The sequence below is a fragment of the Streptococcus sp. 544 genome (assembly GCF_013277385.1).
Lineage (GTDB): Bacteria > Bacillota > Bacilli > Lactobacillales > Streptococcaceae > Streptococcus > Streptococcus mitis_BA.
Map to the genome: position 1 here is coordinate 14,842 of NZ_VMMU01000010.1, position 23,287 is coordinate 38,128.

Below are 23,287 nucleotides of genomic sequence, written 5' to 3' on the forward strand. Positions count from 1 at the left end.
AGGTACTTGTTTAATACTCAATGAAAATCAAAGAGCAAACTAGGAAGCTAGCCGTAGGCTGTACTTGAGTACGGCAAGGCGAAGCTGACATGGTTTGAATTTGATTTTCGAAGAGTTTAAGCTTTGAAAATCGGATTTATTATCTGATAACTATCAAACAATCTACCAATTAAGCTTCTTCGTCTTCTTTACGACGACGACCTGCAAGACCAAGACCAAGTAAGGCACTTGCGGCAGCTGCTACCATAGCTACAGTAGAATCTGCTGTACCTGTATTTGGCAATTCTTTAGCTGCTTTACGCGCGTTTGCTGCTGCTTGAGCAGTAGCTGGAGTTACATCTGATGTTTGAGCAGCTTGGTCCTTAGCTGGGCTTGTAGGGTCAGTTGATGGAGCAACTTTCGCCATAAAGTCTTCGATACGTTTAACCATTGCATCCACTTCATCTTGGCTTGCTTTCGGATCTGCAAATACTTTCTTAGCGTCTGCCAATAAGTCAGTCGCTTCTTTTGCAGTTTCTGCATCAAGCTTAGCTGATTCTTGGATGAACAATTCATCTAATTGATGGATAGCACCTTCCAACTTCGCTTTATCTGCTTTTGCGTCAGTGTTAGTAGCTCCGTTATTGCCTCCACTATTTGATGGTACATATGGACGTTGTTTGAATGCGTCATCTCTTGAAATAGCTAATACTTTACCTTCTTTGGTTACAATCGTTACATTTCCAGCTTTGTCAATGTTAATAGCTAATTCTTTCTTACCATCTTTGTCGACTGTTACATTACCATCTTTGTCGATTGTAATTTTCACTTTACCATCTTTAGATGTGTAAACTGTATTTCCGTCTTCTGTTGACTTAATGTAAGCATCTAAATCGAATTCTTCTACATTAGTGATAGCACCTAGAACTTTGAATTGGAATTTCGCTTTTTCTTCTGGAGTAATATTAGCAAGGTTTGCTACCGTTACTTTACTCAAGTCGAAATCAAGATTATTACCACCGTTTTTAGCTTTCGCTTCTTCTGCATTCTTCACTAGTTGTTCTTTAGAAATTGTTGCTGTAGAACCGTCTGGCATTGTTACTGTTGCGTTTCCTTTATCGTCTACTACTACAGTTGCACCTGGGTTAACTGCTTCAATTGCTTTCTTAACAGCGTCTTTTTCGTCTTTTGTTAAGTTTTCTTTATTTCCAACTAATGTACGGATAGCTGGTGTTTTCACTTTAGCGTTCTTAGCTTCGTCAGCTAATTTTTCTGCTGGGATGACTAAGTCTGAAGCTGGAATGTTAAGAACTGTGCCATCACCTTTGGTTACTGTTGCGTTTCCTTTATCGTCTACGACTACAGTTGAACCTGGGTTGACTGCTTCTACAGCTTTCTTAACAGCTTCTTTTTCAGCATCTTTAAGTTTCTCTGAATCTGCTACTACAGTCTTAGCTGCTGGTGTGTTCGCATCGTTACCACCATTTGGTTTCGTAGCATCATCTTCAACTTTCACTAAGTCTGTTGATGGGATAACTGAAACATTACCATCTTTAACTACTGTTGCATTTCCTTGGTCGTCTACGACTACAGTTGCGCCTGGATTTGCTGCTTTAACTTTATCTTCGATGGCTTTCTTCTCAGCTTCAGTTAAGGCATTTGGATTTGCGACTTTTGTCTTAGAGGCTGGTGTAACTGCATTGTCTTTAGCTTTTCCATCGTTCACATCTTTTTCAGATTTTGTTAAATCTGATGCTGGGATAACTGCTGTATTTCCGTTTGGAAGAGTTACTGTCGCATTTCCTTGGTCGTCTACGACTACAGTTGAACCTGGATTTACGGCTGCTACTTTAGCTGCAATTGCATCTTTCTCATCTTGTGTTAATGAGTCTGGATTTGCAACTTTTGTCTTAGAAGCTGGTTTAACGATGTCGTTTCCTGCTTTTGGTGCCTTTTCTGCATCTGCATTCTTCGTTAAGTCTGCCGCTGGAATGACCGCTGTCTTACCATTTACTGTTACTGTTGCGTTGCCTTGGTCGTCCACTACAACTTCAGCACCTGGGTTGACGGCTGCTACTTTAGCTGCAATTGCATCTTTCTCATCTTGTGTTAATGAGTCTGGATTTGCCACTACAGTCTTATCGGCTGGTTTAACGATGTCGTTTCCTGCGTTTGGTTTAGCTGCGTCTGATGCTGATTTAGTTAAGTCTGATGCTGGGATTACAACTGGTTTTCCATCTTTAGGTGTAACTGTTGCATTTCCTTGGTCGTCTACTACTACAGTCGCATCTGGATTTACAGCTTTAACTTTAGCAACAATTGCATCTTTCTCATCTTGTGTTAATGAGTCTGGATTTGCTACTACAGTCTTATCTGCTGGTTTAACAACGTCATTTCCTGCGTTTGGTTCTTTAGCCGAATCTGCTGTCTTAGTTAAATCTTTCGCTGGAATTACTGCTACTTTACCATCTTTAGTTGTTACTGTTGCGTTGCCTTGGTCGTCTACTACTACAGTTGCTCCTGGATTTACAGCTTTAACTTTGTCTTCGATTGCTTTCTTAGATGCTTCTAAGTCATTTGGATCCAAGACTGTCTTATCTGCTGGTGTGTTGACATCGTTTCCTGCGTTTGGCTTAGCGGCTTCTGCTGCTGTTTTCACTAAATCTTTCGCTGGGATAACCACTGTCTTACCATCTTTAGTTGTTACTGTTGCATTTCCTTGGTCATCAACAACTACAGTTTTAGCTTCTGGATTCACAGATTTAACTTTAGCTGCGATTGCATCTTGCTCGTCTTTTGTTAATGATTCTGGATCTTCTACAACTGTCTTGTCAGCTGGTTTAACGACGTCGTTACCTGCGTTTGGTTCTTTAGCTGAATCTGCTGTCTTAGTTAATGCCGCCGCTGGAATGACCGCTGTCTTACCATTTACTGTTACTGTTGCGTTTCCTTTGTCATCTACTGCTACAGTTGCACCAGGGTTAACTTCTGCTACTTTAGCTGCGATTGCTTTTTTCTCATCTTCCGTTAATGGTTTAGTAGAATCAACCGCTACTTTATCAGCTGGTGTGTTGACATTGTTTCCTGCATTTAGTTTCGCTGCTTCTTCTGGAGTTTTCACTAAATCAGCCGCTGGAATTGTTGCAACTTCTCCATCTTTAGTTGTTACCGTTGCATTTCCTTTGTCGTCAAATGCCACCTTAGCTTCTGGATTTACCGCTTTGATTGCTTCTGTAATCTTAGCTTTATCCTCGTCTGATAAATGATCTGGATCGCTTACAACTACTTTATCTGCTGGTGTGTTAACTTTGTTTCCTGCATTTGGTTGTTTCGCTTCTTCTTGACTTGTTACTAAATCTGCCGCTGGAATTGTTGCAGTTTCCGTATTACCATCTTTATCTTCTATAGTTACCGTTGCATTTCCTTTATCATCTACGAAGATCGCTTTTGCATCTGGATTTACTGCTTTAATCTTAGCTTCAATCGCTTTTTTCTCTTCTTGAGATAATGGTTTAGTTGGATCAGCTACTACTACTTTATCAGCTGGTTTGTTAATGTTATTTCCAGCTTTTGCATTTTTAGCTTCTTCTGGAGTTTTCACTAAATCTTTTGCTGGAATTACAAAGCTTCTACCATCTTCTGTAGTTATCGTTGCATTTCCATTGTCATCAACAACCACCGTTGAACCTGGATTCACTTCCTCAACAGCTTTCTTAATAGCTTCTTTATCCAAGTTAGCTGGATCTGTTACTAACACTTTGTCAACAGGTTTCTTAATTAAATCTTGTTTCTCAGGTTTTAATAGATCTGCTTTTGGTTTCGCTAAGGCTTCTACAGGGATTGTTGCGATGTCTCCATTTGCATTCTTAACAGTCGCATTTCCTTTTGCATCAAATACTACTGTTGCTCCTGGGTTAACTTCTAAGATGTTTTTCTCAATTTCTTGAATATCTTCCGCTGTTAATTTATCTCTATCTTTCACTAACACTCTGTCTGCTGGTGAATTGATTTTATTTCCTGCATTCACTTTAGCTTTATCAGCGTCAGTCTTCGTTAAATCAGCTACTGGAATTGTTGCAGTTTTACCTTCTGGTGTTGTTACTGTCGCATTTCCATTTTCATCTACAAATACTGTTGAACCTGGATTTACTCGTTGAACCTTAGCAGCGATTTTAGCTTTAACATCATCCGTGATTTGTCCATCTTTAACAAATACGCCGTCTGCTGGTTTGTTAATAACGTTACCTGCTTTTGGATCGCTTAATACTTCATCATCAGTTTTCACTAAATCATCCGCTGGAATTACTGCTGTTTTTCCGTCTGGTGTTGTTACTGTTGCGTTTCCTTTTGCATCAACTACTACAGTTGCTCCTGGGTTAACTTCTTCAACTTTAGCTTTAATAGCTTTACGGTCTTCATCAGTTAAGGCATCTTTATTAGCAACTACTGTTTGATCGATAGGTTTCTTAACTGGATTTTGTTTAGCTGGATCTAATAGATCTTTTTCAGCATTTGATTTCACTAAGTCACTTACAGGGATTGTCGCTGTAGCCATAGTACCGTCTTCATTCGGTACTGTTACTGTTGCGTTTCCTGCTTCGTCAAATACAACTTTAGTTCCTTCAGGGTTTACCGCTTGAATCGCTGCAGTAATCTTAGCTTTTTCAGCATCAGTTAATTCAGCTGGATTTGCTACTACTGTTCTTTCAGCTGGAGTATTTACTTTGTTTCCTGCTGATGGAGTTTCTTTAGCTGCTGGATCTTTCAATAAGTCATCTACAGAAATCGTTGCTGTGTTTCCTTCTGGAGTCGTTACTGTTGCGTTTCCTTGGTCATCAACAAAGACAGTAGCACCTGGGTTTACTGCTTCTACAGCTTTTTGGATTTTAGCTTTAACTTCATCTTTATTCGGTCCAACTAAATCTGCCGCCGCTGCTGCTACTTTATCCGCTGGCTTGTTGATGTTATTTCCTGCTTTTGCACCATCAACTTCTTGTGGAGATTTCACTAAGTCTTCTTTGGCGATTACTACAGTTTTTCCTTCTGGAGTTGTTACTGTTGCATTTCCTTCGTCATCAACTACGATAGTTGTCTTCGGATCTCTATTTACCTTAGCAATTTCTGCTTTGATTGCATCTTTTTCAGCTGGAGTTAATTTACCTGCTTTCTTAACAAGTGTTTTGTCTGCTGGTTTCTTAACTTCATCTTGTTTGTCTGGGTTCCTTAAGTCAGCTGCATCTTTTGCTAAATCAGATGCTGGAATTGTTGCTACAGCTCCATCTTTTGTTGTGACTGTTGCGTTTCCTTTTTCGTCAAATGCAACTGTTGCACCTGGATTAACTTTCAGGATTTCTGCTCTAATCTTATCTTCATCAGCCTTGATATTAGCAGGATCTGTTACAACCACTTTCGTTGCTGGAGTGTTGACTTTGTTTCCTGCATTTACTTCATCTTTAGCTGCTGGATCTTTGATAAGATCTTCAACAGGAATTGTTGCTGTCTTACCGTCTGGAGTCGTTACAGTTGCATTTCCTTGGTCGTCTACGAATACTTTTGAACCTTCTGGGTTCACTGCTTCTACAGCCGCTTTGATTTTAGCTTTAACGTCTGCTTTCTTCGCATCATCAGCTAAATCAGCTTTTGTTGCTGCTACTTTGTCGGCTGGTTTGTTGACGTTGTTTCCTGCTTTTTCATCTTTAGCTTCTTCTGGAGATTTCACTGAGTCAGTTACTGGAATTGTTGCTGTTTGTCCGTCTGGTGTAACTACTGTTGCATTTCCTTTTGCATCAACTACTACTGTTGCACCTGGGTTTACTGCTGCTACTTTAGCTTTGATTGCTGCGATATTTTCAGGAGTTAAGGCATCTTTAGCAGCAACTACTTTGTCTGCTGGTTTGTTGATGTTGTTTCCTGCTTTAGCAGTTTCTTTGTCAGCTTCTTTCTTCACTAAGTCAGCTTTTGGAATCACTACAGTTTTACCTTCTGGTGTTGTTACTGTTGCATTTCCTTTGTCATCAACTACTACAGTAGAATCTAGATTTACTGCTTCAACTGCTGCTTTAATAGCGTCTTTAGCTTCTTGTGGTAAATCTTTATCAGCTGCTACTAGTGCTGGATCAACTACTACTTTATCTGCTGGTTTGTTTACAGCATCTTGTTTCGCTGGGTCAGCTAAGTCAGCTTTAGCTTTTACTAAATCGCTCGCTGGGATTGTTGCCACAGCTCCGTCTTTCGTTGTTACTGTTGCATTTCCTTTTTCATCTACAACAACTGTTGCATCTGGATTTACTGCTTGAATTTTAGCTTTAATAGCGTCTGTAACTTCTTGTGGTAATGGTGCATCTGTACTGTCCACCACTACTCTATCAGCTGGAGTGTTTACTTGGTTTCCACCAGTTACATTGTCTTTATCCGCATCTGATTTGACTAAATCTGCCACTGGAATTGTCGCAGTTTTACCATCTTTAGTTGTTACAGTCGCATTTCCGTTGTCATCTACTACTACTGTAGCATCTGGGTTCACTGCTTCAACTGCTGCTTTAATTCGAGCAAGTTCAGGATCTGTTAATTGTGTACTGTCAGCAACACGTACTCTGTCAGCTGGGTTGTTGATGTTGTTACCAGCTTTGGCAGTTGATGTTTCATTAGGTTTTTTAATTAAATCATCTGCGTCAATAACTGCTGTTTTACCTTCTGGTGTTGTTACAACTGCGTTTCCTTGGTCGTCAACTACTACAACTGCACCTGGGTTTACGGCTTCTACTTTCGCCTTAATCACGTCTTTTACTTTAGTACGTTCTTCTGGGCTTAATGCTGCAATATCTTCTACAACTGTTTGGGCATTCGGTTTGTTGATGTCATCTCCACCGTTTGCTTTCTTAGCGTCTTCTTCTGTCTTGAATAAGTCACCTGCTGGAATTGTCGCAATTGTTCCATCTTTAAGAACTACTGTTGCATTTCCTTCAGCGTCATATTTAACCTTAGCATCTTCACCATTCAATTTTTTCAGTTTTTCAGTTGCTTTTGCTTGAAGATCTGCATTTGTTGCATCTCCAACCAACTTATCAGCTGGCTTACGAACTCCTGCATTACCTGAATCATCTTTTGCTGCATCTGCTAATGTACGTACTAATTCTGATGCTGGGAATCCTGCTGTATTTCCTTCTGGTGTTGAAACCGTTACTGTACCATTGTCATCAATTGTCACAACAGCATTAGGGTTTACTTCACGAACAGCTTTTTTGATGTTTTCTTTATCTGCATCTGTCAAACTTTCAGGATTTCCAACAATCACTTTATCCGTTGGACGGTTGATGTTGTTGCCACCACCTGCAGTATCTAAAGCATTTACATCTTTTGTTAGGTCTGTTTGTTTTAATGTTTCAGGTGCTTGCTTCCCTGGTAAGGTTACTTCAGCACTTCCATCATCCTTAACAACTACCGTCGTTCCAGGAGGGTTTACTGCTTTAATAGCATCTTCTAGTTTTTTCCGTTCATCCTCATTTAAGGCTGTTGGATTTTCAGCAATTACCTTGTTCGCTGGTAAACGAGCAGAGTTGATGGCTTTAATCGCTGCTTCTGCTGATTTCTTAGCGTTATCAACATCGGCATTTTTCTTAGCACCATCGATTGCCTCTTCCGAAGCTTTCTTAACAGCATCTACCTCAGCTTGAAGTTTTGCTCTAGCTTCTTCAGTCAAGGCTGCGTCTTGAGCAATTTCTTGCTTTTTAGCAGCGGCTGTAGTTTCTACCGCTGTTTTAGCTGCTGGTTTTTTAGCAGCAGGTTTAGTAACACCCTCTACCTGTGTTTTTCCAGTATCGCCTGCTGTATCGATTTTACCTTGCTCTTGTGTAGCTGCTTCAGGCGTTTCTGCATTATCATTTTTATCCTTAATTTCAGCTTTCTTAGCATCAGCAAGTTTTTTAGCTTCTGCCTTCGCTTCTGCCTTTTCTTCCTCTGTTAGGTCAGTGCGGGCATCCATTTCTGCTTCTTTAGCTTTTAAAGCTTCATCGATTTTGTCTAATGCTGCTTGTTTACCGATTGGGTTGATTTTAGCAACTTCTTTGGTTCCTTCAGCTTGTTTTTCATTTACAGTAGTTTGAGCTGCTGTTGCCGCAGCTGCTGTTTCTGCTGTTGCTGGTTGTTTTTCGATTTCAGCAAGGGCGGCGGCTGCCTTGTCTTCAGCATCTTTTTTAGCTTTTTCCTTCTCGGCTTGTGTTAAGCTATCATTGTTCGCAATAGCATCCTTCTTAGCTTCCAAAGTCTTAGCGATTTCTTCTTTAGCTTTTTCTTTACCGATTGGATTTACTTTCGCTACAGCACCAGTACCTTCATCTTTACCTGCAGTTATATCTGCTGCATTTGTTGCATCAGCGATTTTTTCTAATGCTGCGTCTTTATCTTTATTAACTTCAGCAATAGCTTTTTCTTTTTCAGCTGGTGTTAACTTATCGTTACCATTGATAGCTGCGATTTGTTCTGTCGCTTTGTTAGTAACCGCATCAATAGCTGGTTGTTTATCTAATTTCACAACTTTCTCTACAGGAATTGTATCTTTAGAATCATCTTGATAAGTTACTACTAAGTTCGTACCCTCTTGAACAAGATCTTTTACAACCTTCTTAGCATTTTCAGCTTCTACTGCTTTTCCTTTTTTATCTTCTAAGTTCTTATCTTCATTTTTCTTAGAGTATTCTAATGGAAGATTTTCTTTAACAGTTGCTAAGTCTTCAGGAGTCAATGTTGCAGTATTACTTACAACAGTTTTGTTAGCGTCGTCTAATTCTTTAACATCATATTTTGCTGTTTGAGCTTTTAGTTTGATAGTGAATGAACCTGGGTCAGTTGCATATGAACTACCTTTAGCAACATTATGGATTTCTTTACCATCTGTATCTGTCGCAGTTGCATAACGAGTTACAATTTTAAGTTCTTGATTTGCTTCTTTAGGGAATTTGCTCTCGGCAATTCCAGAGTTATCTTTTGAAATATTACCTTTAATTTTTACAATAGCAGGACTTTCTGCTGTTGCTACTGTTTCAGTAGAAATTTTTTCAACTGTTGTATTGTACTCATTATCTAAAATATCAGGATTAGATTCATCTTTAGCTGGCGAATCCTGATTCCCACCACGTTTAATTGTAGCAGATGCTACTTTTCCTGAATCATCTGTAAATTTAATAGGAATTTCAAAATCTTCGTTCGCATACACGTAAACATCTTTTTTACCGTCTACAGAATAAGGGATTGTTACTTCTGGAGCATTGTTTGTACGTGCAAAATCAGTCAATGGTCTAGTGTCTGTTGAACCATCTTTATAGGTTACAACTACATTGTTATCAACTTTTTTAATGCTTGTGATACGGTCTGCTTGTTTTTCTACAGCTTGACCTTTTTTATCAGCCAGACGAGCATCGATGTTGTTTTTAGAGTATTCAATCTTAATCTTATCTTTGATTTTATTAAATTCTGCATCACTCACATCTGACGCGTCATCCACTGCTACTTTATCAGCTTCTGCTGGTGTTTGAATGTCATACTTTTGAGTTTGTGGTTTCAATACAACTTCAAATGCTCCTGGGTCTGTTTGGAACGAATTACCTCGAGCAGTATTTTTAATTATTGCATTATCTAAGTCAGCCGCTGTTGCATATCGCTTACCTAACACTAAACCTTTAGTTCTGGCTGTTTCTAATTGTTTATTTGTTAGCTTACCTCCAGGCATTCCTGAATAACTAATAATTGCCGGTGAATCTTCTGTTGCTGTTGTTTCAGCATCGATAAAGTTCGCAGTGTATCCCCACTCAACATCTACTTTATTTTCTTCACCTTCTACTTTATTAAATGCATTATTCCCGCCTTGAACTACTGCAGCACTCTTGATCTTACCTGAGTCATCTTTGAATTTAATATCAAATGAATTTTCTTCTCCTCCATAAACATAAACCTGCTTTGTTGCAGCATCAGAGAATGGAATTTCGACTGTTGGTGCGTTATTGGTACGTGCCACATCAGAAATTGAAGCTGTGTCTGTTGAATCATCGTTATAGGTTACAGTGATAGTTTGTCCATTTACTTCAATACTTTTCACTACAGAAGCTTGATTATCTAAATCTTGACCTTTTTTAGATTCTAGTCTAGCATCTTGGCTAGTTGTAGAATATCCAATTTTGATTTGGTCTTTAATTTTCTGAATATCAGTTTCCGTTAAGTTGTTAATATCTGAAACACCAATTTTATTCGCATTGTTTTCTGGTTGCTGGATGCTGTATTTGTATGTTTGAGATTTAACAACCATTTTGAAGTAACCTGGATTAGATGAGTTTGTACCACCTGATATTTTGTCTCCATCTTCATCAACAATATGTAAATATCTATCCCCTAATACTGCATTTTGATTTTCTTGTTTAGTATATCCAACTTTAGGATTTGTTTTAAATGTCTCATTTGGTTTTCCTGTTACACGTACTGTTACTGGTCCTGTTGTTGGACTTGTAATTGAACTGTACGACCATCCGAAACCATCTGTTTCTACTGGTTTAATAGGCGAAGATATAGGTCTTCCATCTAAATACTGACCACTTCCTTTTTTAACTGTCACTTCTTTTAGTTTTTTACCAGTTGTTGAATTTACAGAAATCTCAATGTCTGTATCTTCTTCGTTATAAGCATAGACTTCTTTTGTAGCATCATCAGAAAATTCTACAGTATAGCTAATATTCCCTTCAGTTCTTGTGAATGGTCTATGATTTTTATCAGTTGCTTCTGTACGGAAAGCATTCTCTTTATCAATCTCTTTATCGTTACGTGGGTCGTTTAAACCTGTGTTTTCGATTGCGTTAGATTCTGATTTTTTCTCAGTGTTTTCTGCTTTTTTACCTACAGTTGGTTGTCCGTTAGTAGTATCTACTTTCGGAGCGTCTTTTGAATCTTTTGGTTTGTTTTTTAATTTTGAGCTTACTGTAGTGACAAGGTTTCTGTAAGCTACGTTCAATTCATCTTGACTAGTTGCAGAAGCGAGTACAGACTCAGCAGAAGCCAATTCACCATTCAAAAGAGCAAGGCTCTCCTCTGTTTTATTAGCATACGTACCTGCAGAAAGTTTTGATTTAACTTCTGAAATGTAGTTTTCAAGTTGCTTTTTGTCCAAAGCTGGAGTTGTTACTTCTGGTGCAGCTGGTTTTGCTGGTTCTTCTACGACTGGTTGTGCTGCTGGAGTTGATTGGGCATCAGAAGCTGGTGCTACTACCGAAGCACTTTCTGCTTCTTGTGGTCCCTCATGTTCAGAGGCTAGCCCTGGAGCTGCTAGAGATGTCTCTTGTTTGCTTAACTCATTAGCTGATACAGCTCCATTTCCCAAGAACATGAACAGGGCAGCAACTGCTACACTGGCTGCTCCAAAACTATATTTACGGATTGAGTAACGTGTGACTTTTTCACGGTGCGAGCGTTCAACACGACTCATAGGCGATTTTTTCTCCACTTATTGTGTTCTCCTTAAAAATATTTTTTATGTCCATATCTACATGCAAAGATTCCTCGCCATGGGCGAGGTTTTGCATATGATACTTTACTTCTTCATTGTACATGATAAGTGATATATATGCAAACTAAATGCTCATCAAATTTACTAAAAAAAAAAACATTTTCAGACAATTTTTACAATTCGTTCGTTTTTATAATCAAAATTATGAATTTTTTAACTTTAAAATCAGGAAAATGCTTTAATTTTCTATATATTGTTATATTTCCTTGAAAACTAAAATTCGGAAATGAATTTGAATAAATTCTTTTTATTTTGAAAAGCAGATAACTTTGATACCTAAAAGGAACTATTCTTGTTTTTTTGAACAAAATATTCGTAAAATAAATATACAAGGATTTTTAGGTTTTTGGCTTTTTTTCTTCCAAAAATAGAACCTGTCAGTTAAATGCTCAGATTCTCTGATAGCTTTCTAGCAGAGCCCAACAGAACCAGACCCTATCTCTCATATGCACTATTCTCTTAAAATTCAAAGGCTAAACACGCCAGAGTCGCCTCACCGTAGAAATATGACTGACTTCCACATCCTAATTACGACCTAAAAGTATTAGCATTCTCTGGCTGGTCTGCCTGTTGCAACTAACAACTAAAGCTAAAATAAAACATGCTACCTCATTTTGGCAACATGTCATCTGTTCCTATTTACAGCAATGCCTCAAACTCAGCCACAGTCATGCCTAATTGCTGACTGGCAATCTCAGGTGTCAGAAGACCTTGACGAACTAGATTTGCTAACATCGCGAAACCACCTTCAGCTCGACCACGCTCCTCCGCTTGTTCCAAGGCATAGTCCTGTGCTAACAAGGCTTGTTCTTCACGCATACGTAGTTGACTAAACATTTTCCTGTCCTCCTCGGACCAGCTCTTGTAGTCTAGCAGTTGGTCTGCTTGGCTGATGGCTCGCTCAGGTTGTTGGGTAAAGGGTTTGTTGCCGAAAAACTCTAACCACGGCTTGCGAACCTCGTCTTTGCTGGTTTCTCTGTATTTTTTTAATTCCAAGAACGCCATCTTAACCAGATGATTTTCTTGTCCGTTATTTGTGATAGTTAAGACCTCACCTGTCATATCCTCGCGCATGCTGAAACTGTGAAAAGCCAAGTCATCTGAGAAGTAATTACTATCGACAATTGCGATAGCGTATACTGGTGCGATGTGTTTATAGCTCTGGTGTGTATCACCTTCTCGTTGGCGAATTTTTTCTAGGTTTTGATTGACCTGACTGCACAGATAAGCCCACAGGCGATTGATGAAAAAATTCTGATGATGCACTTGAATCTCAATGATAACTTGGGTTCCATTGTCCAACTCAGCTAAGACATCAATACTGGTATAGAAATCCTGTGCCGAGTAGGGTAAAGAAGGCAAGACGTGAATATTGCTTCCCTCCAAAATGGTTACATTTTTTGCTGGCAAGTCCAGCATATCGCGGATAAATTGACAAGTGATTTCTGGATTGCTGAAAATTTTCTTAGCAACCAAATCATTGGTTGGGCTGATGCCCGGATGTCTTAAAGTCATCCATTTCCTCCTTCTATTATACCATAGTTTTAAATCTAATTTTGCTAGATTCGATGGTTCTATCTATTTATTCGGAAAAGAAATGAATTGTGAAGATATTTTATCTCGTTTCAACTAAAATATGAGCTTGATCAACCAACTGTCCATTAACAGTCAGATTTAGATAGAAATCTAAGGTCTTATCAGCAGCAAAATACAGGGTTGGTATGGTCAAATCTTTTTTGATTTCCCCTGCTTGGAATTGAAGGACTTGAATATCGTCCTGATAGGCGACACCATGGACACCTGTCCCCGGTTGAATCGAAATCTTAGCTTCCAAAGGAATATTACTTTCGCTACGTTCAATCCTAAAATGAAGAGTCTCTCCCTTTGCTACAGCTAGGCTTTTTTCTGCCAATGCTAGTCCCTGAACAACTTCTTTTTTTGATAAGCTAGGAGTTTTATAGAGTGAAATCTTGGTCAATACAGGTAAATCCTGTGAGTCTGTAATCATCACGCGCACCTTCTGTGCCTCTACTAGCGAACCTCGCAAGAGGCGTTTATGACCAATTGTAAAGCCCCTACCAAATTCCTGCCAGACGCCGTCCACCTCTATTTGCACATGAAAAGCAGCGATTCGTTGCCCTAGCTTCAAATCTTCTCTTAACTCAATTACATCAAAAGTTTTAGGAGAACCTAAGTCGAGTTCTAACTGGATTGGCAAGCCTACATCGCTTGCCCAAGAACTGGTCTCAAGGCCATCTGTCAGATGATGACAGGCAAAGTCTGCAGAAAGAGCTGGACCAGATACCTTGGCCCCCAGAGCCAAATCTTCTTTATAGAGCTCATTGCGATAGGCCGCAAATTCATAGAGGCGCTTGATATCTTTATCGTCAAAGAGCCCATCTTGATTCGGCGGAATATTGAGTAAAAGTGGCGTGCCTCGCCCTACTGAGTGAAAGTAGATTTCGACCAACTCCTCAAGTGACTTAGGATCCTGCTCTTCATGGTAAAACCAGCCTGGCCGAATGGAAACATCTGCCTCACCAATTGAAAAAATCGTACCCGAGGGATCCCCATGTTGAAGATAGTCCAACTCTGCTTCTGTCCCTAGTTTATCAGGATTCACCTTTTGCCACAGAGGATCACCTGCATATCCTCGTTCATTGCCAATCCAGCGGATACTGGTTCCTTCTGTTGAAAAAATCAAGCAATCGCCCTGCAGGTCACGAATGGTTTCAAACCATTTTTCAAATTCATAATTGACCTTTTGAGCGCCCTCTCCTCTGGCACCATCCATCCAGACCTCAGCAAATTTCCCTCCATTTCCATAGGCAGGATTTGATAAAATCTCCTTCAGCTGTGCCAGATAATAGGCATTATAGTCCGCTTCTCGGTCCACATGATAGAGAGGGCTGTGGGCATCCCAGGGTGACAGGTAGACCCCCATATCCATATCAAACTCTGTGGCAGCTTGGGATACTTCAAGGAGCAAGTCCCCCTCCCCATTCCTCCAAGGACTGGCCTTGACCGAATAATCCGTATAAGCCGTCGGATAGAGGACAAAGCCATCATGGTGCTTGACCACCAAAATCAACTTCTTAAAACCCGTTTCTTTGAGCACGCGAACCCACTCACGCGCATCTAACCTTGTCGGGTTAAATCGCCCAGGATCCTCCTGACCTGTCCCCCATTCCTGGTCATAAAAAGTATTAGGCCCAAAATGGATAAAGGCTGTTAGTTCATCCTCTAAATAAGCTAGCTGGGCCTGACTAGGCAAGGGGCCATGCGGTTTTATTTCTCTTACCATGTTACTTCCTATCTACATTTTTCTTTACTTTTTTTGCATACACTTGCAATTCTGTTAACGCTAGGGGACTGCTCAAGCCTTCAAATCGAAGACGAAGGGCATAAGTTTCCACCTTGTCAAATTCAAAACGAAGCCCTTCATCCTTGTCGCTTGAAACTTCTCGGATAGCTGATACAGGTCGCCAATTCTCCTCTTGCTTGAGCAGGGAATCCTTATCCAAATTGTTGGGAGTCCGAGGCAAGCTAGGTTCATTCCCTACATAATAATCGATAAAGGCCGGCTCAACAGCCACATAGTCTTGATTCTCAACATAATACAAGGTCAGGTTATCCACAAATCGCGGTTTTAAAATCCCTGCATCTCCAAACAGAATGCCGACATTGGCTTGATCTGACTTGGCAATCCAAGTATTGGCTGTTGATTTCTTACGTGCAATGACCTTGTCATTGAGATAAGAGGCTGGGTGATTTGGCTCTGAGTGAGAAGCAAAGACCAGAGGCAGGTTGGACCCTGTCCACTGATTGGAAATAACTTCTCCATCTACACTGGCATCTGTCACATGAATGGTGACTGTTGCTGGCAACTCACAGCCCGCTACCTGCCCTGTGAGCACACTTTCTCCTACCTGAGCATAGACTTGAGGTTCGAGTTCATCCCAAGTCACCTTGGCCGTATCTCGTCTACCATCTGATAAGACTAGCTTGACTCGGTCTGGTAAGTGTGGGGCTTCCTTGACAAGCGTCCAAACTTTTTCAGGCTCAATAGTGCAAATCCCTTGGACACAAACCTGAGCAGAGGCCTTTAAATCCAACTCCTCTAGCTGACCAGATACCGTAGACTCATGAAAGCTTTCCAAAGCTTCTTTAGGAATTTCCTCCCAGACAACCTTGACTCGTTTTGCATCGCCTGACTCATAGTCCACCAAGACCGAGGACGGAAGCTGTGGATAAGTCCCCTTAGCTGTATACAAGCGAAGTGGTCGTACAGAAACTGCCTGCCCTAGTGAGCTATTTTCTGAGACCTGCAAATGAGTTTGATAGGTCTTTCCTTGATAAATGGCGCGAATAGCCAAGTCCCCTGCAGACAAGCAATGAAGCACTCCCTGCTTGATAATGGCGTGGGCACTGCCACTCATCTCCCAAATCACTTCACTATTCCCCACCTTGTTCACAGGGTTATCCACAGTTTGTGGATAAAGTCCAATGGCTGGGGAATCCCCTTCTTGTAATTCTGCCTGCTTGTTCACTCGAATCTCAAACAAGCGCTTATTTTTCACTGGTTGGGTAGCCAAAGCCTCTCCCACTAAGAGATCAAAACTTGCTGGCTCTAGCCCTCTGGCACTGGCCTTTACTCTGACTAGACCTGCCTGCTCCAAGCTCTGAACTAAGAGGACACCTCTGCCATGAAAGGCTTTCCGCTTAAACCGACCATTTTTCTGAGCCTTGTAACGTTCATGACTGGCCTGCCTTCCATTATCCACACCCACAATACGAGCAGGGCCTTCAATTTTAAAATGAAGCTGATTGGAAGCAGTCGGAACCCAATTTCCAGCTTGGTCCAATACATCAAAATAGAGATAGAGGAGGTCTTGCCCATCTGGCTCCAGTTGTGATTTCTCGGCATGTAACCCAATCTTAGCAGGCTTACCTGCAGTCACCACCCTATCTTCTGCCACAAGCTGACCTTGACGGTCATAAGCTACAGCACGCAATTCTCCCGGTTGATAAGCCAAACGCCATTCAAGATAGAGTTGGCCAGAACCTTCTCCCTCTTGGTATTTTCTACCGCCTGAAGTCCATTTTTCCTGAAAAGTCTTTCTGCCTTGGGATTTCCCATTGAGAAATAGCTCTACTGAACCAGCATTTGAATAGACTCGAACAGGGATATCCCCATACTTATCCACAACTTGTTGATAACTCTTGTGGATTTCCCAATTCCAGTGAGGTAAGATATGAACCATAGGCTGCTGATCTAGGTCCACCCACTGACTTTGGTAAAGATAATAGTCATTTTTAGGAATCCCTGCCGTATCCACGATCCCAAAATAGGAACTCTTTACAGGCGTGTCATTTTGATTGTGCCAAGGAGTCGGCTCACCTATATAGTCCACTCCTGTCCAGATAAACTGACCCGCATAGTCTAGCCGATTTCTATCTGCTATCCAAGAAGCCGTCGCCGTCTTCCCCCAAGGAACCCGATCATTGCCATAGTCTGACTGTTCAAAATTCCGCACGTGGCGATTATCCCCAACCCATTCCTTAGCTGGGCGAAAATAGCTATCACGCGTTCGGGTAGCCGATGAGGTTTCAGACCCGTAAAGTCGCCACTTGGGATGTCTTTTACGAATCCTATCAATATTATCTTCCGAGTAATTCAAGCCTACCACATCCAGCAAATCAGCAATCTTTTCATGACCTCCAGAACCATCTCCAAAGCGGAACTGATCCATTCCCATGGTCACAAAACGGCTATCATCAACCTCCTTGACTCTTTCTAGCAAGCGTTTGATAGTCATCAATGAATGAGTATCGCCATCTGCTTCGCTGACTTCATTTCCCAAGGACCACATAAAAATCGCTGGATTGTTCTTACCACGTTCAATCATAGTGCGCAAATCATAATCTGACCAGAAATCGCCTGCTTTCGCTTCTGGATGAGTCGCTTCTTCCTCAAAAAAGCGACCATAATCATATTCTTTCTTGCCTCCATACCAGGTATCAAAGGCTTCTTCTTGGATGAGTAGGCCCATTTTGGCAGCTACATCCAGCAAAATACTACTAGCTGGATTATGGGTGATTCGAATCGCATTGACACCCATTTCCTTCATTTGGCGCAGGCGTCTCTCGGCAGCTGACCTGTTTTCCACAGCTCCCAGAGCTCCGTAGTCATGGTGCAAACAAACCCCATGAATCTTCAACCAGCGACCATTTAGAAAGAAGCCCTTATCCGCTTGCCAATCCATATAGCGGTAACCAAAGCTCTCCTCTCCTTCATCAACCAAAATGCCATTTTTGTAGATGCGAGTCTTCAACTGATAGAGATGAGGATGGTCAATATCCCAAAGCAAAGGTTGGAAAATTGATATGGCTTGTTGGAAAGAATATTTGTCCCCAGACTCAATCACTAGAGAGTCTGTCGCCTGCCAGTCTGACAGTTGCTGCCCATCATACCAGATACTCTGCTCCAAATACACCGACACGGACTGAAGTCCATCATTTGAAACCTTACTTGTAAGCTGGGTTTCCACCCAAGATTGCCTTTGCTCTTTGAGCTTGGGACTTTCTATCTTAATCCCATACAAATCCAGATGAACTGCATCTGTAATCAACAATTTCACTTCTCGGTAAACACCGCTACCCGAGTACCAACGACTGCTAGGTTGCTGATTCTCCACAAAAACCGCAAGCTGGTTGGCCGTCCCATCATTTCTTAGATAAGGCGTGATATCATAAGAAAAAGGCGTATAGCCACTGGGATAATAGCCCAACACTTGCCCGTTGATATAGACTTGAGCATTCATGTAAACCCCGTCAAACAACAAACGCACCGATACAAGACTGGCATCTTCTTCCAAGTAAAACTGCGTCCGGTACCAGGCTTGACCCCCGTTTAACTGACCACCCTCATTTTGCGCTGGCGAATACTGGTCAAAATCATTGTAAATACTCCAGTCATGCGGCACTTGAATGGCCTGCCAATTTTCCCTCTGAAAATCCGGCGCCAAGGCCTCTTCCTTCCCCACCTCTTGGCTAAAAAACCAGTGATTTCGTAAAACTTCTTCTCTTCTCATACAAGCATTCCTCTTTAAACGAATCGATATACTTGACTATAGCACAAAACAAAAGCGCTTTCAAGACTTCCTCTATCACTCCCTAAATCCTCAGAAAAGATTCTATAATTTGTGGAGGAGGATTTTAATCCTCAAAGCTACAAGGGTAATACAAAAAGAGCCTGTTGCCAAGCTCTTTAGTCTATTATTTCTTCTCAGCGCGAAGGGCTGACAAGATTTGTGTACGGATATCATCTACACCATTTGGAGTATTTGGTAAAAAGATAGTCTGATTTCCTTTAGAGGCAAAGGTATTCAAGGTATCCAAATACTGGTTGGTCAAAAGAATGGACATGATTTGTTCTTCTGTCATGCCAACATTGGCTTCCTTGAGTTCTGTGATAGACTCTGCCAATCCATCCACAATCGCCTTACGTTGTTGGGCAATCCCCACACCATGAAGACGGTCTTTTTCTGCTTCGGCTTCAGCTGCAGTGACGATTTTAATCTTGTCAGCTTCTGCCAATTCTTGCGCTGCAACCCGCTTACGTTGCGCCGCATTGATTTCATTCATGGATTGCTTAACTTCTGCATCTGGTTCCACCTTAGTAATCAAGGTTTTCACGATAATATAACCGTAAGTTGTCATTTCTTCCGCCACTTGGTGTTGAACTTCAAGGGCAATCTCATCTTTTTTCTCAAATAATTCATCCAAGGTTAATTTGGGAACAGAAGAGCGAAGAGCATCTTCGATATAAGATTTAATCTGAGATTCTGGACGCATGAGTTTATAGTAAGCATCTGTCACGCTCTGCTCATTGACACGGTACTGAGTCGCCACATTCATCATAACGAACACATTGTCCTTGGTCTTAGTCTCAACCACAATATCGCTTTGCAACAAGCGCAACTGAATCCGCGCTGCAATCGAGTCAATCCCAAAGGGCAAGCGAATGTGAATACCACTATTGGCAACCTTTTGGTATTTCCCAAAGCGTTCAATAATCGCCACCGACTGCTGACGAACCACATAAACTGTACTCAGTGTGACTATCACCAATAGGAGCACACAAACCACCACAAAAATCATCAAAAATGTTGCCATTATTGCGACCTCCATCATTATTTTTCCTGTATTATAGCACATTTAAAGAAGGTTGTGCAGTTTTTACTGCGATTTTTCCTGAAATGTCAATAATTAGAGGTGAAACGACATTTCAAGTTAGCAATCGCTTTTTTCATTATATTAACTTCTATAGAATCTACATCCATAGTCAGAGAATGACTTGCCTTAACTTTTCTCTCGTGCTATACTATTTATTGAAATTAATGAATAGGAGATATTTCATGAAAACAGCAAAAACTACTGTTACAATCCTTTCTGCACTTGCTTCTGTCGTCTTATTGGCTAGTTGTGCAACAAAGTCTACAGAAACACAGACAAGCAATAATAGCTCATCTGATAATCAGATTACATTGACATATGACCAACTACGGTCAAGAGAAAACACTATGTCAACCCTTTGGTATCAAAAATCAGCTGAAACTAAAGCTTTATACATACAGGGTTATAACGTTGCAACAAATCACCTAAAGGAATTGCTCAAAACAGAATCAGACAAACCTTACTCTATCGTTTTAGACTTGGATGAAACTGTCCTAGATAATAGCCCTTATCAAGTACAAAATGTTAAAGACGGTACAGCATTTACACCCGAAAATTGGGATATTTGGGTTCAAAAAGCTACAGCAAAAGCTGTCCCAGGTGCCAAGGATTTTCTTCAGTTTGCTGATCAAAACGGTGTCCAAATCTACTATATTTCTGACCGCTCAGCTAATCAAGTAGATGCTACCATTAAAAATCTTGAAAGTGAAGGAATTCCTGTTCAAGGACGTGATCATCTCATGTTCTTAGAAAGTGGTGTAAAATCCAAAGAAGGTCGTCGCCAAAAAGTTCAAGAAAAAACAAATCTTATCTTATTATTTGGTGATAACCTCGTAGACTTTGCAGATTTTTCTAAGACTTCTGAATCTGACCGTGATAAACAACTTGAAGAATTGCAAAAAGAATTCGGTGAAAAATTCATCATCTTCCCAAATCCAATGTACGGATCATGGGAATCAGCTGTATACGGTGGTAACAAACTAGATGCTAAAGGTCAAGTAGAAGAACGCCAAAAAGCCTTGCAAGGTTTTGATAAATAAAACAAATAAACTAATTCTATATAAAATAAAGCTAACTTACAATCTTCAAAAAGTGGATAGGAAGGAATTCTGATAATCAGAAAACTTTCCTATCCACTTTTATAATTGATATAACATCAAACTTTTACACACCTGATACTATACGTTTTTTGATTTTAAAGATTTTTCTCTTAGATCCGATATTTCAAGAATTAAGTGCCCTTGATGATCTAAATTTATTGTGGTATACTATTTTGGTCATCGGTTACCGATTACGTTCCTATGGGTTCGTGAGAGGAGGTGAAACTAATGAGCCTTATCATAGAGCTCGCTCTTACTATTATAGCGGATGTTATAGCTGGAATTATCTTGTATTTCGTCTGCAGATGGCTAGATAGTAAGGAGTAGACCGACTGACTAGCCTATCAACACCCGTTAAATCGCTAAGATACGTAAAAAAAGCCCTTAACTACGGCCATAGTTAGGGGCTTTGGTGTTCTAATGAACCTTATCAATTAACTACATTCTAGCATATAAGTCCTAATATTTCAAGCATTAAGTAAGGTTGATGGTCTAAATTTATTGTGGTATACTATTTTGGTCATCGGTTACCGATTACGTTCCTATGGGTTCGTGAGAGGAGGTGAAACTAATGAGCCTTATACCTGAGATTGCTCTTACTATTATAGCGGACGTCATCGCAGGAATTATCTTGTATTTCGTTTGCAAATGGCTAGATGGTAAGAAGTAGACCGACTGACTAGCCTATCAACACCCGTTAAATCGCTAAGATACGTCAAAAAAGCCCTTAACTACGGCAATAGTTAGGGGCTTTGGTGTTCTAATGAACCTTATACACTAACAACATTCTAGCATATAAGCCCAGATATTTCAAGAGTTTTATTTATTTTTTAAAGTTCTGGAAAGGTCTATAATGAAGTTAGCCATCTAATATCTAAAAACCGACTAGCTCTTATGAACTAGTCGATTTCTCATCAATGCGCCAACATTTCTTGGGCGATTTCTTGTCCAGATAGGTTATCTGGGTAGTAGGTTGGCCAGTTATCCATTTCTTCAAAGAGGGCTTCTTGGCTTGTGCCTCCAAAGAAGATATGGAAATGTTCTGCCTTAACTGGGGCGATATTGTGGTCACTAAACTGAACATACTTGAACTGTCCAGCGTCCGCATCTGTCGCTTCAAAGAGGAAGCGCACACCACGATTGCCTTTCTTATAAGTCAAGATTTTCTTACCAACATACTTGTAGGTGAATTTCTTACTTTGTCCACCTTGAACAAATTCCATAGTGTTATCAGTGATGTTGATCTTAGTGACATCTGTCTGATAGCCTTTTGTATAGTAGGCCTTGTACTCAGCCTGAGTCATCTTACCAGTCAACTTAGCCTTGTAGTCAAAGACCTGATCAAAAGTTCCATCTTCAAGGAAAGGATAAACTGATTGCCAGTTGCCTGCATAGTCGCTCAAGGTGCGATCCTTGACGTCTGCATCTTCGAAGTAACCATTTTGGACTGTCTTGGTATCCTCTGCCTTTTCAGGCTCGATAGCTGGACCTTCTTGGTCTGTTGTTTGTTTCAAAGCTTTGAGGTTTTTCTCCATGATAGAGATATAATTTTCTCCCGCCTTGGTATCTTCTTCTGTCAGACTTTCTAAAGGATTAAGGACATCTGTTTTGACACCTGCCTCTTTTGAAAGTGTGTTAGCAAGAGCTTGTGAAGCATTTTCTTCAAAGTAGATATAGGCGATTTTATTTTTCTTGACGTACTCTGTCAATTCTGCCAAGCGAGCTGCTGATGGCTCTGCATCTGGAGAGAGACCTGAGATTGCGACTTGTTTGAGTCCATAGTCTAAGGCAAGATAGTTAAAGGCTGCGTGTTGCGTTACAAAGCTCTTTTGTTTGGCTTGAGACAAGCCTTCTGCATAAGCCTTATCCAAGGCTTGTAATTTTTCGATATAGGCAGATGCGTTCTTTTCAAAGGTCTCTTTTTTATCCGGATAATCTGCTGACAAGCTATCACGGATGTGCTCTACAAGTTTAATGGCACGGACTGGTGATAACCAAACATGGGGGTCAAACTCATGGTGATGGCCTTCTTCTCCATGGTCATGGTCTTCCTCTTCTTCCTCACCACCTGGCAAGAGCAACATATCACCTGTCGCCTTGATGGTTTTCACCTTTTTCTTATCCAAAGTATCTAGCAATTTAGGAACCCATGTTTCCATGTTTTCATTTTCATAAACGAAGGTATCTGCGTCTTGGATTTTGGCAACTGCCTTGGCAGACGGTTCGTATTCATGAGGTTCTGTACCAGCACCGATGAGGAGTTCTACATTAGCAGTATCTCCTGCGACTTGCTTGGTAAATTCATAGACAGGGTAAAAGGTTGTCACGATATTGAGTTTGCCATCTGCCTGTTTTTGATTGGAACAAGCCACTAAAAACAAGGCACATAGACTGGCTAGTAATAAGCTAATTTTTTTCATGTTCT

The 23,287-nt window shown here is 40.6% G+C and carries 7 protein-coding genes; 1 reads left to right on the plus strand and 6 read right to left on the minus strand.

Going from position 1 to position 23,287, the window contains the following annotated elements; translation table 11 throughout:
• Positions 1 to 169 precede the first annotated feature (169 nt).
• The 5 genes from HT728_RS05665 to HT728_RS05685 all read right to left on the minus strand — a co-directional run bounded on the left by HT728_RS05665 (position 170) and on the right by HT728_RS05685 (position 19,687).
• On the minus strand, positions 170 to 11,461 hold the full coding sequence (locus tag HT728_RS05665; protein WP_173234284.1) for a DUF1542 domain-containing protein: 11,292 nt from the start codon (positions 11,459 to 11,461) through the stop codon (positions 170 to 172).
• A 702-nt stretch (positions 11,462 to 12,163) separates the two neighbouring features.
• Positions 12,164 to 13,039 carry an Rpn family recombination-promoting nuclease/putative transposase gene (locus tag HT728_RS05670; RefSeq protein WP_173234289.1) on the minus strand — a complete coding sequence of 292 codons (876 nt, stop codon included), beginning with the start codon at positions 13,037 to 13,039 and terminating at the stop codon, positions 12,164 to 12,166.
• Positions 13,040 to 13,139: 100 nt separating this feature from the next.
• Positions 13,140 to 14,828, minus strand: coding sequence for an alpha-L-fucosidase (locus HT728_RS05675; protein WP_173234291.1), 1,689 nt, complete (start codon positions 14,826 to 14,828; stop codon positions 13,140 to 13,142).
• 1 nt (position 14,829) lies between these two features.
• A complete protein-coding gene (locus tag HT728_RS05680) occupies positions 14,830 to 18,618 on the minus strand; it encodes a sugar-binding domain-containing protein (RefSeq protein WP_173234294.1) in 3,789 nt (1,262 codons plus the stop codon).
• Between the two features lie 184 nt (positions 18,619 to 18,802).
• On the minus strand, positions 18,803 to 19,687 hold the full coding sequence (locus HT728_RS05685) for an SPFH domain-containing protein (protein WP_004235732.1): 885 nt from the start codon (positions 19,685 to 19,687) through the stop codon (positions 18,803 to 18,805).
• Positions 19,688 to 19,944: 257 nt separating this feature from the next.
• Here HT728_RS05685 and HT728_RS05690 point away from each other — a divergent pair, with 257 nt between their 5' ends.
• Positions 19,945 to 20,802 (plus strand): 5'-nucleotidase, lipoprotein e(P4) family, encoded by an 858-nt coding sequence (locus HT728_RS05690; protein ID WP_173234296.1) that lies wholly within the window; start codon positions 19,945 to 19,947, stop codon positions 20,800 to 20,802.
• A 974-nt stretch (positions 20,803 to 21,776) separates the two neighbouring features.
• Here the strand turns inward: HT728_RS05690 and adcA are convergent.
• Positions 21,777 to 23,282 (minus strand): zinc ABC transporter substrate-binding lipoprotein AdcA, encoded by a 1,506-nt coding sequence (gene adcA / locus HT728_RS05695; protein ID WP_173234298.1) that lies wholly within the window; start codon positions 23,280 to 23,282, stop codon positions 21,777 to 21,779.
• Positions 23,283 to 23,287 lie beyond the last annotated feature (5 nt).